This window comes from Oscillibacter sp. (assembly GCF_040505565.1).
Lineage (GTDB): Bacteria > Bacillota > Clostridia > Oscillospirales > Oscillospiraceae > Oscillibacter.
On the sequence record NZ_JBEUWZ010000015.1, the window covers coordinates 1 to 16,046 of the forward strand.

Below are 16,046 nucleotides of genomic sequence, written 5' to 3' on the forward strand. Positions count from 1 at the left end.
CGCGCTGTTCTTGAAAAAGCCGCTTACGGGCTTACCCTGTCAAAAAGTGGTGGCACTTTTTGTTAAGCTTTTCACTTTTTTGCCGGAATATTTTGGTTGCTGCGTGAAAGCGGTATATAAAAGGAGATTTACTTGAAGAGAAGTTTAAAACACGGCTGATTGTGGTGATTCTTACGATGGGGATTATCTCATCGGCTTTGATTGGAACGATTGGGCTCCATGAGAGCTTCCGCGCCAGAGGCTATTCCCGCCCCCATCGGCAGTAAATACCGACTGCCCACCGAGTGGGACGGCGGTAAAATTGCCGCATAGTTCCATCACCGTGGGGGAACGAGGACACGCAAACGCTCATTGATATTCTGGGATCGTACAATGTGAAGGCCACCTTCTTCGTAGTGGGCGACTGGGTGGACAAATACCCGGAGTCCGTCAAGGCTCTGCACGACGCAGGGCAAGAGGTCATGAGCCATTCCGCCCACCATGACCACTATAACTCCCTGTCCACCGAACAGATCACCGCCGACCTGAAGGAGAGCTGCGACAAAATCGAGGCTGCCTCCGGCGTACGGCCAACTCTGATTCGCTGTCCTTACGGAGAATACGACAACCATGTCATCTGCGCCGTGAGGGATTATGGGCTGGAGCCCATCCAATGGGATGTGGAAGCACTCCACTCAGTTGGAGTAATCCGGCGCACAGCTTGCAATCAAAGAGAGACGGTCTGGTTAACTTTTTTAACACTTGAATATTCTTCAATAGTGCTTTAAAATAAGCATGTTGAACTCTCAGAAATATAAAAAGGGGGAAATCACCATGCCATGGACACCGAACCTGTCTGTCGGAGTTGCGCAAATCGACGACCAGCATAAGCTTTTGTTTGAAAAGGCAGAGAAGCTTTTTGAAGCAGGCAAAAACAATCAAGCCAAGGAGTATATTGGGGAGTTGCTGGACTTTTTGGAAAGCTACACCCAGAAGCACTTTGCTGATGAAGAACGATACATGCTGAGCATTCACTATCCTCAGTTCGGGGAGGAAAAAGCTGCCCATACCGCTTTTATTGCTCAATTAAAAAAGCTGCGAAGTGATTATACTGCATCGGGTAGCAATATTCTGGTTGTTCTCAACGCTAACCAGATGATTGTTGACTGGTTGACTAAGCATATCTCCATCATGGATAAAAAGATTGGGGAGTTCGCAAGGAGCGTTCAAAAATAAACTGTGTTAAAGCCCTGCCACATCAGTCTTTGATTGGTGCGGCAGGGCTTTATAGCGATAATCCGCCTGCCGGGAACTGCTCAAAAAAACCACCGCCGTAAGCCTGACCTGCGGCAGCGTGAAGCGGACCGACAAGCCGGGGCCGAAGGCGTTATCTGAATAAGAGCAAACCGCCACCCGATGCCGGGCGGCGGTCTGCTCTTATTCGGCCAGGATCATGTCGATGCCCTGACGAAGCGTATCCTCTTCCATGCTTCCGGCGGAATAGGCCTTCACGTTCCCCTCGGTGTCGATGAAATACGTCACCGGGATGGAACGCACGGAATAGGCCGTTGCGCCCTCTAAAAGCGTGTCGAAATAAACGGGAAAGGTGTAGCCCTGCTCTTTGATAAACTGCGTCGCACCGTCCACGGTCTCTCGCCCTCCGTCGGTGAGATTGACCATTATGAAATCAACCTGATCCCCTAATTCCGCCGCCATGGAGTCAAAGCCGGGCATCTCGTTTTTACAGGGGCCGCACCAGCTCGCCCAAAAATTCAGCACGATGGGTGTGCCAATGTAATCGGAGAGCGCCACGCTGTTGCCTTCCGCGTCCAGCATGGTAAAATCAGGGGCGGCAATACTTTCATCCTCCGGTTGCACCGCGCTTTGTGTCTCCGCCAGCGCGGAGGCTTCGCTTTCCGACAAAGAGCGGTACAGCGCCGACGCTCCCAGCAGCACAACGACGAGAGCTGCGGCAACGATGATTGTCGTTTTTCGGTTTGTCATACGCCCTCCTTCTTCACGATACAAGACCTAACAGCCGTCCAAGCAGTCCCGTCATCATGAGTATGCCGAGGGCTACCAGCAGCCCGCCGGAGATATGTGAGACCGTTCCGCTGTGCTTTTTCAGCCAATTGAACACATTCTTAAGTCGCTCCATCAGCACCGCACCGAGAAGGAACGGTATTCCAAGCCCCAGGGAGTAGAGCAGCAACATGGCGGCACCCCGCAGAACGCTGCCGGACTGGGAGGCAAGCACCAGCGCACTGCCGAGGAAAGCGCCCACGCAGGGCGTCCAGCCTACGGAGAACACCACGCCCATCAGCAGCGAGGTAAAAAAGCCGCCGCCGTGCCAGCCGCTCTTTGCGCCATTGAATATCGGAATATTGAGTATGCCGAGGTAGATAAGTCCCAGCACGGTGATCACAGCCCCGCCCACCAGATTCACAGCTGTCGCGTATTTTACGAAAAAGCTTCCGATGGTGCCGGCAAAGGCTCCCATCACCACAAACAGGATCGTAAAACCCAGCACAAAGCCGAATGCTCGCAGCAGCACCGTACGGTGGGAGCTTTCCCCCTCGCCCGCGCCCATGAAGTATCCCACATAGATTGGCAGCATGGGCAGCAGGCAGGGGGAGACAAAGGTGATAATTCCTTCGAGAAATACTAGGACATACTGCATTGCTTACAGCATGGAGAGAATCTGCGCCTTAGGTCTTGCGCCGACCACCCGATTTGCGATTTTTCCGCCCCGGATGACCACAAGCGTGGGGATGCTCATGACGCCGAATTGCGCCGCCAGCTCCTGCTGTTCATCCACATTGACTTTTCCGACCTTGACATTCGCGTTCTGCTCGGCTATCTCATCCACCACGGGCGAGACCATGCGGCAGGGGCCGCACCAGCTGGCCCAGAAATCCAGCAGCACAGGGCGGTCACTTTCCGTGACTTCTTTCTGGTAGTTTTCCTTCGTAATCGTTAGCACAGACATTTTTATTCCTCCGATATAGTTCGATTATTCCAGTGTGAGTGCCCTCATGGGGCAGAACTTTACACACTTGCCGCAACGAATGCATTTCTCCTGATCCACCGTGGGAGCTTCAAAACGCGTCTGCAACAAAGCTCCCGCCGGGCAAACCTTGACCGAGGGACAGGGGTGGTTTTGCGGGCATCGCCTTTTATTCACCGACAATGTCTTTTCAGCGTTGCTTTCAACCGCCGCCTTACGCCCAAATCCGAAAACCATTTTACTCACGCCTCCTTTTGTTTTGCTGTCTGTAGTATATCGCTCTTTTTGTCTTCATTCCGTGACGATATCACGTTCTTGTGACATTGGCCTGTGTTTTTTTAATGATGCTCATCCTGCTCTGAGGGTAAATCTGCGCAGGGTTTCTTCCACGCCGTCCTCAACAGGCAAGCTTAATTGTTTTATTTTTCTGCGAATCATCAGATATCACCGCGCCAGCGGTTTCGTGCTATGTTTATAACAAATAAGGGCATATTAGTATTTAGTCCAGTGTAATGACTCGGCTGAATCCTTCTGCCCATATTCCGAGTTCATATTTTGAAAGGTGGAAATCTCATTGACTCTTAAAATTAGAAATGAAATTGAAGAAACATTTAAGTGGGATTTAAACCCAATCTTTAAAAGTCTAGAGGATTGGGAAAAAGCCTACGCGGAGGCAAAGAAGATTGCCGATGAGGCGGGAGGCGTCGCTGGCACTCTGGGCCAATCGGCCGAGAGCATGAGAGCGGGACTTGATCGGATTTTTACCGCCTTACAAAAGGTGGAGCTTGTCTATTCCTATGCGTCGCTTCTCAAAAGCGGGGACAACGGCGACAGCAAGTATCAGGAAATGTCCGCAAAGGCCATGAACCTTTACGTGGCGCTTGATACCTCCATCGCCTTCGTTGACCCTGAAATTCTGGCCGTTCCTGATGAGAAGCTGAAGGAGTACCTTGCAAACGATACGCTCAAGGGCTATCGCCATATGATCGAGGATATTGACCGTTCAAGAGCCCACACCCTCGATGAAAAAGGCGAGAAGCTGCTGGCAAAGCTGGGCGATGTGGCACAGACCCCCGATAACTGCTTTACCATGCTTGAAAGCGTTGATATGCAGTTCCCGAAGATTAAGGACGAAAGTGGGAATGAGCAGCAGCTGACCCACGGCAACTTTTCCGTTTTCCGCGAAAGCGCCTCTGCAGATGTCCGCCGTGAGTCCTTTGAGAAGTATTTCGGCGAGTTTAAAAAATATATCAATACTTGGACGGCCATGTATGCGGGAAGCGTAAAGATGGACTGTTACTACGCTGACGTCCGCGGGTTTGACAGCGCCTGCGCGCGCGCACTGTTTTCGGGTAACGTGCCCTTGTCCGTATACGATAGTCTTGTTGAGTCCGTCCACAGTGGCCTTCCCACCATGGAGCGCTACTTGAAACTCCGCAAAAAGCTCCTTGGCCTTGACGAGCTGAATATGTATGATCTTTCCTGTCCGATCGTCAACGATGTCAAGTGGGAGATGAGCCTTGAAGAATCCAAAGAGCTTGTGAAAAAGGCCACCGCGCCCCTTGGAGAGAATTATGCAAAACTGCTTGACCGCGCCTTTCAGGAGCGCTGGATGGATATTTACGAAAACAAAGGCAAAACAACGGGGGCCTTCTCCAGCGGCGTTTACGGCGTTCACCCCTATGTCCTGCTTAACTTCTCAAATCGTCTGGACGATGCATTCACCATGGTGCATGAGCTTGGCCACTCGATGCACTCCTTCCTATCCGACGCAAATCAGGACTATGCAAACCACGACTACCGCATCATGGTCGCCGAGGTAGCCTCCACCGTAAATGAAGTTCTGCTGACGAAGTATCTGCTGAAAAGCGAGCACGACAAAAAGCGCCGCGCCTATGTTCTGAATCACTTTCTGGAAGGCTTCCGCACCACCGTATTCCGCCAGACGCTGTTTGCGGAATTCGAGCGAGAGGCGCACGATCTATATCAGCGTGGGGATGCGCTGACCGCCCAGAGCCTTTCACAGGTGTACCGCAGGCTGAACGAACAATACTACGTCGGCGTAAAGATCAACGAGTTGCAGGATTACGAGTGGGCGCGCATACCTCATTTCTATAATGCGTTCTATGTCTACCAGTATGCAACGGGCTTCTGCTCCGCTGTTGCCATCGCGGACAATATTCTGAAAACGGGCGACACCAGTAATTACCTTGAATTTCTCACCACCGGCGGAAGCATGTATCCGCTGGATGAGCTGAAAATTGCGGGCATTGATTTGACAAAGCCCGATACAGTTGCAAATGCACTCGGAATTTTTGAGGAAACCCTTAACGAACTTGAGAAGCTGACGTGCGAGTGATGGGTGTTATTGCGTCTTTTTTATTGAGCGTGTCCCACACGATGCATCCAGCACCGCAGTGACCACAACATAAGCGCACGAGAATCCTCCAGTTCCTTTCTTTGCGTGCGGTTTATTCCGTCGCCAATACGGCTCCGGCCTGTGCCGGAGCACCCCAGAGAGCATCTGTACCCAACCACCAGTTGGGGCAGGTGCTCTTTTGCTCCTCCCACCTGCATCAGGCAGGCACGCGAAAGAAAGGAACGCGCTCGCGTCTTTGCTGCACATAACGAAATCCCCCTCATGCATAGATTGGTACAGCAGAGGGGGCTTGTCGCATGGCATCATCAAAACCGGCGCCCACACCGGATACTTATCGAGTTCGGGATGTATACCCGAACCGCGCGTTTACCAAAGCGGAACAGCTGCGGGTCGCAACCCAGATTTCCAAGCTGCTGACCCAAACCGGCAGTCGTATTGAACGCACCGGCAAAAAATGACAGAATAGGCGCACGATAGCAAGTCGTGCGCCCATTCTGTATAGGAGGACTATCATGGTCGCAATTTACGCAAGACAATCCATAGACAAGAAGGACAGCATTTCCATCGACACCCAAATTGAGCTCTGCAAACGACAGCTCTCCGATGGAATCCCCTGCGTGGTGTACCCCGATAAGGGATACAGCGGAAGCAACATCAACCGCCCGGAATTTCAGCATCTTTTGGAGGATGTGAAGTCAGGGAAAATTGACCGCATCATCACGTATCGGCTGGACCGTATCAGCCGCAGCGTGCTGGATTTTGCAAATCTGGTGGACCTGTTCAACAAACACGGCGTTTCCTTCAACTCGACACAGGAGCAGTTCGACACCGGGACGCCCATTGGCCGGGCCATGCTGACCATTGTCATGACCTTCGCACAGTTGGAGCGGGAGACCATTCAGATTCGCATTCGGGACAACTACTATGCCCGGGGGGAAAAGGGGATGTATCTGGGCGGTCCTGCGCCGTTCGGCTTCCGCAAAACCGAGATACGCACGGAGCAGGGGCGGCTGAAGCTGCTGGAGCCCAATCCCGACACGGTGGAAACTCTAGAGCGCATCTTCAAGATGTACGGGGAAGACATGATGAGCCTCTGCGGAATTGCCAAGCAGTTTAACAGGGAGGCTGTTTGGGCACCCAAGGGCAACCATTGGGATTCCAGCAAAGTCTCCCGCATTCTGCGCAATCCGGCCGCAGCGCGGTCCAGCGCTGAGCTGTATCATTACTACCGCAACCGGGGTATCCGCTTCACAAATGACATCGCCGATTTTGCCTTTGGAAAGGGCTGCTACCTCTACGGGAAGCGGAATTCCAACCAGCGGAAATATACGGATTTCAGCGGTCACACCCTGTCACTGGCCCCTAATGACGGCGTGATTCCCTCAGACTTGTTTCTTCGCTGTCAGGAACGGTTGGACGGCAACCGGCAGATTGACAATCGGAAACGCTCCCAGATTACCTGGCTGACCGGCCTCATCAAGTGCGGTCAATGCGAACACGCAGCCATCCCCAAATCCAGTAATTTCGGACGCTATCACAACCTCTACTGTTCCGGAAAAATTTCCTACAGCTGCTGTGATGTGGAGGGGAACCTAGGCAGGCTGGATACTGTTGAAAACGCTGTGCGTGACCGCATTTTCCTCTGGGCCGGGCGCTATTCCGCTTTACGGAGTGAAAACGCCGCGGTGAATACGCAGGAGCGCAACAAGCTCAGCTGCAGGATGGAAGAACTGGACGACAGCATCCACAGGCTGATTGATCTGGCGGCGGAGTCCGGCCAAATCACATCCCGGTATCTGGACGAAAAGGTCAGCCAGCTGGAGAAGGAACGCTGTGGGCTGGAAGAAGAACTCAATCAGTTGCAGGAGGGCCGCCAGGAGGCCATTGCAAAGGAAGTTCAGGACCTTGAAACCACGTGGGACAGCTTGGACCTCGTGGGAAAAAACCGTATCGCGGAACTGCTGATTTCCCGCATTCTGCTGTTCCCCGACCACATGGATATTGAATGGAAGTATCAGTTTGATTTGGGATAACTGTTACTCCAAATGACGCCAATGATGACAGTCTGGATTGGAAGGGCATTTCGGCGGATGAGATCACGCAGCGGGTCACCTCCAAGGTCCAGCCGGGATCCATTATCCTGTTTCACAACGCGGCAAAGCATACCCCGGAGGCCCTGCCTGGGATTCTCAAATACCTGATTGGGCAGGGATACTCTGTCGTGCCAATTTCGCAGCTAATCGTCAAAGGCACCTGTAATCAGGATTACACCATTGATCATACCGGACGGCAGAAGGTGGCAGCCGGAAGCAGTGCAGGGAACAGCGCCGCGCCCTCCGCCGAAGGCGGCACCGCAAATGCCGCCTCCTCTTCCGGAACGAGTAAATAATAACCCGCCCTCCCAAAAAAGATGGATTCCCCGGCATGGAAAGCGTTCCATGCCGGGGAATCCGCATATGCTCTATTCCAATCCCAACGGGATAATCCCGCAATAATCCTCCACATTTCCGCCGGAGGCAAAGCAGTCCAAAATCTGCCTGCCGACGGGGTGCAGCTCCGGCATGTCGTAAGCCTTCAATTCCTTTGCAAAAAAGTCGGTCAGAATCTTCGCTCCGACCTTATATCCCTCTTTGCCGAGAAGCTCCTGAAGCTCCGGGCGGAGAAACTTGGGTGGAATGTGCTGTCCGTCCACCTTCATGTCCTTCAGGCAGTAGCCCAAAATGGGGCACAGGGCCGGGACCAGCCGGTCCATCCGCATATTCACACCGCCGCGCCGGGCCAGATATTCCCGAGAAATCCACTCCGGGGTAAAGCCCACCTTGTAAATACCGATGTTCTGATTGGGGATTAGCACGTATCGGGTGGAGGTGCATCGGAGTATCTGCTCCATCAGCAAATTTGCCTGTCTCACCCGCAGTCCGGTGGCAAAGGGCCAATAGGAGCCCACGCCCTCCGCCGCCAGCGGGGAATCGCCGCTGATGGAGGGGTTATTATACCCTCTGGGGGCCACCAGCCGCCAGAGCCATGCCAAGGCCGGGGGCAGAATGTGCAGCAGGCCCACAATGCCGTAGCTGGGGTGCTGCGCCGTGGACGGAGGCATCCGAACGCCGAAGCTCCGCACGTCCACCTCCACCGGCTGGGTGACGATGTTGTCCACCAACCGGCGAGGAATGATCACCCGGGGATTGGAACAGGGTTTTCCGGTGGTGTCCAGCGTATGTTCCCAAAGGAGACAGGTGGCGTCGGGCACGCCGTCCAGATTAAAGAAGATCAGCGGCTCCTTCGTGTGTATGGTGATACGCTCGTACAACGGGTCGCAGCCGTATTCCGTGATGCCGTCCACCCGGACAAACCAGCCGTCTTCCCCGTCTGTGAGAGCCAGCTTTCCGTTGGCGGGCTGAAATTCCGGGGAGCAGATGGCCATGTCATCCGTCACCGGCTGGATGGTGCAGGTATCGCTCATGCTGATATAGTGGTGTGTACCGCTGATGGTGTTCACGCCCACCAGAACCCGTCCGTCGGATTCTCGGTGGACATCTTCCAAAAGCTCGCTCTTTCCACCGCCGGACGCGCCCTCGTGCATCATCACCATCTCGTTTTCATAGGGAGTGATGATCCGGGCGGCGGAGGCGTGGGCGGTGACCCAGCCCTCCTGCTCGCCGATGTCCAGTAAAACACTGTAAACGCCCTTTTTAGCGGAGGGGCCGGGATAGAGATTATAGGAGAAAATCTCATGCAGATCCCGGCTGCGGCTGTGAACCACCACCTGCTTTCCATTGAAGCGGGTGTGTCGGAGGGGCGGTGCTACGTAAATGATGGCCCGGGGTGTGAATTTTTTCAGTTCCCGGACGTTGACGAACGCCTGCAGCTGCGATACGGCGAAGGCAAAAAACGCTGCGTTTCGCGGGCAGACCAGCGCCGCCTCGTAGCCGTGGTCATACCCGCCGGCCTTGAAGGGCACCAAAATCAGCTCCTGGGTGGAAAGCCACTGAAACGTCTCCTTGCGTACCTCGGCAAAAGAATAGCCATAGACATCCTCAAACCGGGGCTTGTCCGTGGGCTGGTCATCGGCGATGCGCATACAGTCCGGGTCCCGGCGGCGCATATAGTCCTCGGAATAATTGACCACGGCCCCGTTTTTACAGCGTACCACATCCGCTTCGTGGACTGGCCGGCCCTCCACATCGTACACCACATCGATCCGATTGGTGTGCTCATTGCCGAAAATCAATTCATAGAGCGTCTCCTTGCTCTCTGGCACGATGACGCTGGGACTGCAGTCCACGATGGCACCCAGTTCCTTCGGCAATACAAAGCGCTTCAATACTTCGTTCAGTTTTGGTCCCCTCGCTTCCAGTTATTATAGTAGAAACAGAAACTTTTTCGGTTGAAAATTTAGCTGGTTTAAAAATGCAACCGATTAAATATAACATATTTCTCGATACTTTTCAAGAGCAGCCGCGCTAAAAACCCGTCTTATTTCCAAAGTAATTTAGAAATAAGACGGGTCGCTTTTGTAGATTTCCGCTCAAACCACCCATTTATTTAGAATTGGAATATATGACAAAATCCAATAGAAAAACAGGCTTGCCGCCAAGTTGAGGGCCGCCAAAAAGGGGATGGAAAGTAGGCATGGAAAAAGGGTTACGGTAAGGCCAATTGAAGGAAAAATTTTTATAAAGAAAACGTGTACCAAAAAAATGCAAAACGAGGCTTTTGATCCATAAGACAGTGCCCTGCAAATTTTTAAAGAGAATTTTCGCTTTTCTGTCAGTTTAGTGCATATCCCGTAGATGCCAACCGCAAAAAATGCCACGCCGCAAGACATGCCCTCCAAAAAATGCTGATAGAGCTCGCCTTGCCGCACAGATCCATACCATGTTGCACCGAACGTCAAAACAAACCCAACAGAGCCGATTATCAGATAGTATGTAGGTTTGAAGCTGTGGTGCTTTAAATAATAGCCAAGTATTCCATATCCAATGGAAGCATATGTCAGATTCAGCATCCATTGCAAAGGAATGCCGACCAAGAGCGAAAACGGCCAGAATACCATAACGGTTGGAAACAGAATTCCAAGAACAAGCCACAATGCTAAAGCATATTGCATCAATTTTTCATCTGCGGCTTTTACAAACGCTCTGGTAATTGGCAGGAAAACATAAACAAGAAGAATGATATGCACATAGTACAAATGATCTTCCTGCTTGAAAAGCGCCACCTCTTTTATGGCCGCAAAAACTGTATGACGTGAAAAAGTGCCTGTTGTCAGAAGAAAAAACAGTTTATAGAGTATTGCCCAAAAAAACAGTGCAGTCAAAACCCGGAGTATATTTTTCGAATATAATTTTTTTAAGCCTAACTCACGGTGCGGATCAAGTAGAAGGGCGCCGCTGCACATAAAAAAAAGAGGCACGCTTGCCCGCGTGAGACTGCCCCAAAATAAACTCGCGACCCAATTCCAAGAACCGATCGGATACGAATACCCGCCTATGCACGTATGGATCGTTACAACGCCAATAATTGCAATGACTTTCATGAAATCAATCGATGCATCCCTTGCAATTTGTCTATCTGCCATAGCGATTTGTCTATCTTCCATAGAAGCTCTCCTCAATCATTTCGGTGCTCCATACATCATCTCGTATTTTCATTTGTCATCGCCGCAAAATGGCGTGCGGCATGTTTTATTTGCTACCAACATTTATTATAGGCCGCTCACCTAAAAATACAACATAATATTTGGAAGTATCGAATCTTTCAGAGGGATCAAGCGTTTTTCTTTTCCGTAAAAAAGCATAGGTCTCTCCCGTTCCGCCGGTTTCGTCCGGCAGCAAGGGAGAGACCCACGCAGGCAACTATCCTCACAGATTTTGCGCAGCGACTCCGCCGCCTTAAAGCATCTCCGCCCGGGTAAGCCGGGCAAACTCTCCCGTCTCAAGCGTTGAGGCAGCATCGAGCAGCGCGGAGCGGAACGCTCCCGCACCCTGTCCGGAAGCCAGCGCATCCTTCGCCTTTGCCGCGCAGACCTTCCAGAAAGCGGAGGCCAACGACGCAGCCAGAAATAGATCCGGTTCCACGGCGGTAAACGCCCCGCAGAGGACAGACAGCATGCACCCCGTTCCGGTGACGCGGGCCATCCATGCACTGCCGCCCAAAACGCGGCAGGCCCGCACCCCGTCGGTGACGACGTCCTCCGTACCAGAGAGCAGCACTGTGGTTCCTCGTTTCAGCGCCAGCGCCCGGGCACAGTCCAGACGCGCTGCCGGGGTCGCGCCAACAGTAGAATCCACGCCCTGTTCTTCTCCGGCGCGGTGCAGCAGCGCCCATGCTTCCCCAAAGTTCACCCGAATGACGGAGGGAGTAAAGCTCTCCAGCAGTTTTTCTGTCTCTTTCAGCCGCCATGCCGACGCACCCACGCCCACCGGGTCCAGCACTACCGGCTGGTTTTTTACGGCAAAGCCGCCGCTGAGTCGGCAGGCCGTGAATTTCTCCTCATCGGGCGTACCGGTATTCAGTACGGTGGCGCAGGAGATGGCGGCGATCTCCTCCATCTCCTCCGGAGCCTGAGCCATCATGGCAGAGGCCCCCGCTGCCAGCAGCACATTGGCGCAGTCATTGGCGGAGACCAGATTGGCAATGCAATGGATCAGAGGCCGGGCCTTTCGCAGTTCGTCCAGACGGTCAAAGGGCAGCATGAATCATCTCTCCAGTGTGGCGCGCATAGAATTCAGCGCGCCGGATTTTTGCAGGGCAAAAACCAGCAGCCCCGCCAGAATGGACCCGGCGGCGGTGGAGATCAAAAACGGGATGATATAAGCGTAAAACGCCACCGCGGCGGCGTCCACGCCCATAAACATCGTGGCAATGGGATAGGCGCAAAGTCCGCCGATCACACCGGTGCCGAGCACCTCGACTGCCAGCGTGGCGGGCAGGTTCCTCGACTTCCAGAATACGACGCCGCACAGCAGTGCGCCGCACATGCTGCCGGGAAAGGCCATCAGACTGCCAATCCCCAAGAGGTTCCGTAGAAGACTTGCCACAAACGCCACAGCCACGCCGTACCACGGGCCAAGGAACACCGCGCAAATTATGTTGACCATGTGCTGCACCGGGGCGCACTTGCTGCCCAGCACGGGAAAAGAGAAGAGACTGCCCACCACGGCCACGGCGCACAGCACACCGGCTAGCGCCAGCTTTTTTACAGTAGCATTTTGTTTCATCGGAAAGGACTCCTTCTTTTAATGGCAGGGAGAAACACGCAGCTTCCCCTTGCGAGGATGAGACGGCGGACCGTCGTCCCCCGCCTCTTCGGTCGAGGCTCACTGGCCTCCTCTCACGCCGGAACACGGCTTCCCATCGCTGCATATTCTCTTGTCTCCGACACGGAATCCCGGGCGCTCCCCCGGCTTCCGCTCCCGGCCTGACCGGGCGTCGTATTTGCCATCTCCTCTCCGCAGTCTGCAAAATAAAAAGCGGGGGCGTGACACGCCTCCGCTGCATCCCTGTTGCTCCCTACGTTGGCATTACCCAAATCAGGTTCGCGGGTCGAAGCGTGCGCTTCCTCTCAGCCTTTCGGCTCCCCTGTTTTTTGCGACATAATACCATTCTCCGCGAAAATTGTCAAGAGGCAGCGAAAAACAGTTGCATTCTGAAGAACAAAGGCGTATAATGAATGTACAAATAAAAAGGGGAGTCCGCTGATTCGCGGGCTGAGAGGGGGCTGAAAGGCTCCGACCCGTAACCTGATTTGGATCATGCCAACGTAGGGAAATACCGCGAGCTTTGCCGCAGAGATTCCACATTGGAATGTCTGCGGGATTTTTTTATGCATATTCTGAAGGAGTGTTGTTTATGAAATTAAAGCGGAATTGTCTCCGGCTGTACGCCGTTACGGACCGCGCCTGGCTGAACGGCGGAGCTTTGGAATCGCAGGTGACAGACGCGATTGCCGGCGGCGCGGGGATCGTGCAGCTCCGGGAAAAAGCGCTGGACGATGCGGCGTTTCTGGCGGAGGCCAGATGGTTCGTACCCCTGTGCAAAAATCTTGGCGCCGTTAGTATCATCAACGACAGTGTGGAGATTGCCCTGGCTTCCGGCGCGGACGGTGTTCACGTGGGGCAGGAGGACATGGCCGCAGTGAAAGCCCGCGCCGCCCTGGGTCCGGATAAGATCGTCGGCGTCTCCGTCCATAATGTGGCCGAGGCGCTGGCCGCTCAGGCCGCGGGCGCGGATTATCTGGGCATCGGGGCCGCTTTCGCCTCTCATACCAAAGCGGAGGCAAAGCCTCTCTCCAAGGAGATGATCCGCGCCGTCACGGCCGCTGTGCGCATCCCCGTCGTCGCCATCGGCGGCATCAAAGCAGACAACATTTCGCAGCTTTCCGGCTGCGGACTGGACGGCGTGGCGGTGGTTTCCGCCCTCTTTGCCCAAGTCGACGTGAAGGCCGCCGCGCGGCAGATGCTGTCCCTGTCCGAGCAGATCGCCCGCTGAGCCGCGTCCCCCGTCCCACGCATCTCCCGTCCTGAACGGCGCGAAGCCATGCTTCGCGCGGAAACGGAGGAAATCACCTTCCCTGCGCAGTTTTCCGCAAAGCGGGAAACGGAGCGGGGCAGAGAATTTCCGACGGCGCATTGGGGGCACCACCTTGCGTCGTCTTATAAAATCAATGGCTGTCAATTTGAAAGGAGAACGTATGAAAGCAGCATTGACAATCGCCGGGACCGATCCCAGCGGAGGCGCCGGCATCCAGGCGGACCTGAAAACCATGACGGTGAATGGCGTATACGCCATGAGCGCTGTCACGGCTCTGGTCGCCCAGAATACTACCGGCGTCAAAGACATTTTGGAGGTCCCGCCCGCTTTTTTGGAAGCACAGCTGGACGCGGTCTTCACCGACATTCCCCCCGACGCGGTGAAGACCGGCATGGTCTCCTCTGTGGAGCTGATCGAGGTAATCGCCAAAAAGCTGCGGCAGTACGGAGCGAACTGTGTGGTGGTGGACCCTGTGATGGTCGCCACCTCCGGCGACCGGCTGCTGCGGGAGGACGCCATGGGCGCGCTGAAGAGTCAGCTCCTGCCCCTGGCCCAGGTCATTACCCCCAACATTCCGGAAGCAGAGCTTTTGAGCGGCCTTTCCATTACCTCCCCGGCGGAAATGGAGACGGCGGCCAGGGCCATCGGTGAGCGGTATGGCTGCGCCGTGCTGCTGAAGGGCGGGCACAGGGTCAACGACGCCAACGACCTCCTTTGGCAAAAGAGCGGAAGCCGTTGGTTTCAGGGCCGCCGCATTGACAATCCAAACACCCACGGCACCGGCTGCACCCTCTCCAGCGCCATCGCGGCGAATCTCGCCAAGGGCTTTTCCCTGGAAGACAGCGTGGAGCGGGCCAAGACCTATCTCTCCGGCGCGCTGGGAGCCATGCTGAATTTGGGTCATGGGTCCGGACCCATGGACCACGCCTTTGACATCAAGCCGGAATACAAAGAGGAGGCCGCAAGATGAAAAAGACCTCCGTGCTTCAAAACGGCCTGATCTGGTTTGGGGCCGGGGTCTCCATCGCGGAGATCCTGACGGGTACCTATTTCGCGCCTCTGGGCTTTGGAAAGGGGCTGGCGGCCATCCTGCTTGGCCACCTGATCGGATGCACGCTTCTCTATCTTGCGGGACTGATCGGCGGTAAAACCGGCCTTTCCGCCATGGAGACCGTAAAGCTGAGCTTTGGCCGAAAGGGCGGCCTGCTGTTCGCGTTTTTAAACGTGCTGCAATTAGTGGGCTGGACCGCAATCATGATCTATGACGGGGCCGTCTCCGCCGGAGGCATCGGGGGGAGTTTCCGGCTCTGGGCCGTGGTAATCGGCGGACTGATCGTGGTGTGGATTCTGATTGGTCTTACGAATCTGGGCTGGGTCAACCGGATTGCCATGGCGGCGCTGCTGGTGCTGACCGTGATTTTGTGCGGCGTGATCTTCGGCGGCGGGACACTGGCCGCCGCGGCGGACGATTCTCTGTCCTTCGGCGCGGCGGTGGAGCTGGCGGTAGCCATGCCCCTGTCTTGGCTGCCCCTGATCAGCGACTATACCCGGGAAGCTGAAAAGCCCCGCGCAGCCACGCTTACCTCCGCGGTGGTGTACGGCGTGGTCTCCTGTTGGATGTATGTTATCGGCATGGGCGCGGCCATCTTCACCGGCGGCAGCGACATCGCCCAGATCATGCTGGAGGCGGGTCTTGGCGCGGCAGCGCTGGTGATTCTGGTGCTCTCCACCGTCACCACCACCTTTCTGGACGCATGGAGCGCAGGTATCTCCGCCGAATCCCTCAGCAAAAAGTTTTCCGGTCGGTGGACGGCGGTGGCGGTCGCCGTGGTCGGCACGGTGGGGGCTCTTCTGTTCCCCATGGACGACATCACCAATTTTCTCTACCTGATCGGCTCCGTATTCGCCCCCATGATCGCCATTCAGATCGCGGATGTATTTCTGCTTCATCGCAGCAGCGGAAACCGGAGCGCAGACGTGCGGAATCTGGTGATCTGGGTCGTCGGTTTTGCGGCCTATCGTGTTTTGATGGGTGTAGACACCCCGCTTGGCAGTACCCTGCCGGACATGGTCTTCACTGTGATCCTGTGTGTGGCGGCGGAAAAACTGCTCCCGGCAAAAAGCGGAGAGAAATCTCCGGCGTAA

General features: G+C 54.8%; 17 protein-coding genes. 9 read left to right on the top strand and 8 right to left on the bottom strand.

All coding sequences use genetic code 11. From position 1 onward, the window contains the following. Positions 1-308 precede the first annotated feature (308 nt). Both ABWQ15_RS08200 and ABWQ15_RS08205 read left to right on the top strand, forming a co-directional pair. The gene (locus ABWQ15_RS08200) at positions 309-767 is read left to right on the top strand and encodes a polysaccharide deacetylase family protein (protein WP_502919116.1); all 459 of its coding nucleotides are present in this window, start codon (positions 309-311) and stop codon (positions 765-767) included. Positions 768-813: 46 nt separating this feature from the next. Then, on the top strand, positions 814-1,215 hold the full coding sequence (locus tag ABWQ15_RS08205) for a bacteriohemerythrin (RefSeq protein WP_353908279.1): 402 nt from the start codon (positions 814-816) through the stop codon (positions 1,213-1,215). Between the two features lie 201 nt (positions 1,216-1,416). On the opposite strand, the gene ABWQ15_RS08210 is transcribed toward ABWQ15_RS08205, so the two are convergent. Genes ABWQ15_RS08210 through ABWQ15_RS08225 form a run of 4 tightly spaced genes read right to left on the bottom strand, consistent with a single transcriptional unit; the run spans position 1,417 to position 3,223 of the window. Beyond that, positions 1,417-1,983 carry a TlpA family protein disulfide reductase gene (locus ABWQ15_RS08210; protein ID WP_353908280.1) on the bottom strand — a complete coding sequence of 189 codons (567 nt, stop codon included), beginning with the start codon at positions 1,981-1,983 and terminating at the stop codon, positions 1,417-1,419. A 13-nt stretch (positions 1,984-1,996) separates the two neighbouring features. Further along, positions 1,997-2,659 carry a cytochrome c biogenesis CcdA family protein gene (locus ABWQ15_RS08215; protein ID WP_353908281.1) on the bottom strand — a complete coding sequence of 221 codons (663 nt, stop codon included), beginning with the start codon at positions 2,657-2,659 and terminating at the stop codon, positions 1,997-1,999. A 3-nt stretch (positions 2,660-2,662) separates the two neighbouring features. Further along, positions 2,663-2,968 carry a thioredoxin gene (trxA, locus tag ABWQ15_RS08220; protein WP_353908282.1) on the bottom strand — a complete coding sequence of 102 codons (306 nt, stop codon included), beginning with the start codon at positions 2,966-2,968 and terminating at the stop codon, positions 2,663-2,665. 24 nt (positions 2,969-2,992) lie between these two features. Beyond that, positions 2,993-3,223, bottom strand: coding sequence for a 4Fe-4S binding protein (locus ABWQ15_RS08225; protein ID WP_353908283.1), 231 nt, complete (start codon positions 3,221-3,223; stop codon positions 2,993-2,995). 337 nt (positions 3,224-3,560) lie between these two features. Here ABWQ15_RS08225 and pepF point away from each other — a divergent pair, with 337 nt between their 5' ends. From pepF to ABWQ15_RS08245, 4 genes are all read left to right on the top strand, one after another. Further along, the gene (gene pepF, locus ABWQ15_RS08230; RefSeq protein ID WP_353908284.1) at positions 3,561-5,345 is read left to right on the top strand and encodes an oligoendopeptidase F; all 1,785 of its coding nucleotides are present in this window, start codon (positions 3,561-3,563) and stop codon (positions 5,343-5,345) included. Between the two features lie 317 nt (positions 5,346-5,662). Next, entirely contained in the window at positions 5,663-5,824 is a 162-nt protein-coding gene (locus tag ABWQ15_RS08235; protein ID WP_353908285.1) for a hypothetical protein, read from the top strand. Between the two features lie 54 nt (positions 5,825-5,878). Further along, on the top strand, positions 5,879-7,399 hold the full coding sequence (locus ABWQ15_RS08240) for a recombinase family protein (RefSeq protein ID WP_353908286.1): 1,521 nt from the start codon (positions 5,879-5,881) through the stop codon (positions 7,397-7,399). A gap of 188 nt (positions 7,400-7,587) precedes the next feature. Next, positions 7,588-7,755 carry a hypothetical protein gene (locus tag ABWQ15_RS08245; RefSeq protein ID WP_353908287.1) on the top strand — a complete coding sequence of 56 codons (168 nt, stop codon included), beginning with the start codon at positions 7,588-7,590 and terminating at the stop codon, positions 7,753-7,755. A gap of 72 nt (positions 7,756-7,827) precedes the next feature. Here ABWQ15_RS08245 and ABWQ15_RS08250 read toward each other — a convergent pair whose 3' ends face one another. The 4 genes from ABWQ15_RS08250 to thiW form a co-directional block, all read right to left on the bottom strand. After that, positions 7,828-9,675 (bottom strand): DUF4914 family protein, encoded by a 1,848-nt coding sequence (locus ABWQ15_RS08250; RefSeq protein ID WP_353908288.1) that lies wholly within the window; start codon positions 9,673-9,675, stop codon positions 7,828-7,830. A gap of 219 nt (positions 9,676-9,894) precedes the next feature. Next, the gene (locus ABWQ15_RS08255) at positions 9,895-10,968 is read right to left on the bottom strand and encodes an acyltransferase (RefSeq protein ID WP_353908289.1); all 1,074 of its coding nucleotides are present in this window, start codon (positions 10,966-10,968) and stop codon (positions 9,895-9,897) included. A gap of 292 nt (positions 10,969-11,260) precedes the next feature. Next, on the bottom strand, positions 11,261-12,064 hold the full coding sequence (gene thiM, locus ABWQ15_RS08260) for a hydroxyethylthiazole kinase (RefSeq protein WP_353908290.1): 804 nt from the start codon (positions 12,062-12,064) through the stop codon (positions 11,261-11,263). Positions 12,065-12,067: 3 nt separating this feature from the next. Further along, entirely contained in the window at positions 12,068-12,589 is a 522-nt protein-coding gene (gene thiW / locus ABWQ15_RS08265) for an energy coupling factor transporter S component ThiW (protein WP_353908291.1), read from the bottom strand. Positions 12,590-13,220: 631 nt separating this feature from the next. Here thiW and thiE point away from each other — a divergent pair. From thiE to cytX, 3 genes are all read left to right on the top strand, one after another. Further along, positions 13,221-13,859, top strand: coding sequence for a thiamine phosphate synthase (gene thiE / locus ABWQ15_RS08270; RefSeq protein WP_353908292.1), 639 nt, complete (start codon positions 13,221-13,223; stop codon positions 13,857-13,859). Positions 13,860-14,061: 202 nt separating this feature from the next. Next, the gene (thiD, locus tag ABWQ15_RS08275) at positions 14,062-14,871 is read left to right on the top strand and encodes a bifunctional hydroxymethylpyrimidine kinase/phosphomethylpyrimidine kinase (protein WP_353908293.1); all 810 of its coding nucleotides are present in this window, start codon (positions 14,062-14,064) and stop codon (positions 14,869-14,871) included. Further along, positions 14,868-16,046, top strand: coding sequence for a putative hydroxymethylpyrimidine transporter CytX (gene cytX, locus ABWQ15_RS08280; RefSeq protein ID WP_353908294.1), 1,179 nt, complete (start codon positions 14,868-14,870; stop codon positions 16,044-16,046). Before thiD ends, cytX begins: the two co-directional genes overlap by 4 nt.

Coding starts and splice junctions, on each gene's coding strand:
- thiW (WP_353908291.1), bottom strand. CDS start 12,589: ATGAAACAAAATGCTACTGTAAAAAAGCTGGCGCTAGCCGGTGTGCTG.
- ABWQ15_RS08225 (WP_353908283.1), bottom strand. CDS start 3,223: ATGGTTTTCGGATTTGGGCGTAAGGCGGCGGTTGAAAGCAACGCTGAA.
- ABWQ15_RS08210 (WP_353908280.1), bottom strand. CDS start 1,983: ATGACAAACCGAAAAACGACAATCATCGTTGCCGCAGCTCTCGTCGTT.
- cytX (WP_353908294.1), top strand. CDS start 14,868: ATGAAAAAGACCTCCGTGCTTCAAAACGGCCTGATCTGGTTTGGGGCC.
- ABWQ15_RS08205 (WP_353908279.1), top strand. CDS start 814: ATGCCATGGACACCGAACCTGTCTGTCGGAGTTGCGCAAATCGACGAC.
- thiM (WP_353908290.1), bottom strand. CDS start 12,064: ATGCTGCCCTTTGACCGTCTGGACGAACTGCGAAAGGCCCGGCCTCTG.
- thiD (WP_353908293.1), top strand. CDS start 14,062: ATGAAAGCAGCATTGACAATCGCCGGGACCGATCCCAGCGGAGGCGCC.
- ABWQ15_RS08235 (WP_353908285.1), top strand. CDS start 5,663: ATGGCATCATCAAAACCGGCGCCCACACCGGATACTTATCGAGTTCGG.
- ABWQ15_RS08240 (WP_353908286.1), top strand. CDS start 5,879: ATGGTCGCAATTTACGCAAGACAATCCATAGACAAGAAGGACAGCATT.
- thiE (WP_353908292.1), top strand. CDS start 13,221: ATGAAATTAAAGCGGAATTGTCTCCGGCTGTACGCCGTTACGGACCGC.
- ABWQ15_RS08215 (WP_353908281.1), bottom strand. CDS start 2,659: ATGCAGTATGTCCTAGTATTTCTCGAAGGAATTATCACCTTTGTCTCC.
- trxA (WP_353908282.1), bottom strand. CDS start 2,968: ATGTCTGTGCTAACGATTACGAAGGAAAACTACCAGAAAGAAGTCACG.
- ABWQ15_RS08255 (WP_353908289.1), bottom strand. CDS start 10,968: ATGGAAGATAGACAAATCGCTATGGCAGATAGACAAATTGCAAGGGAT.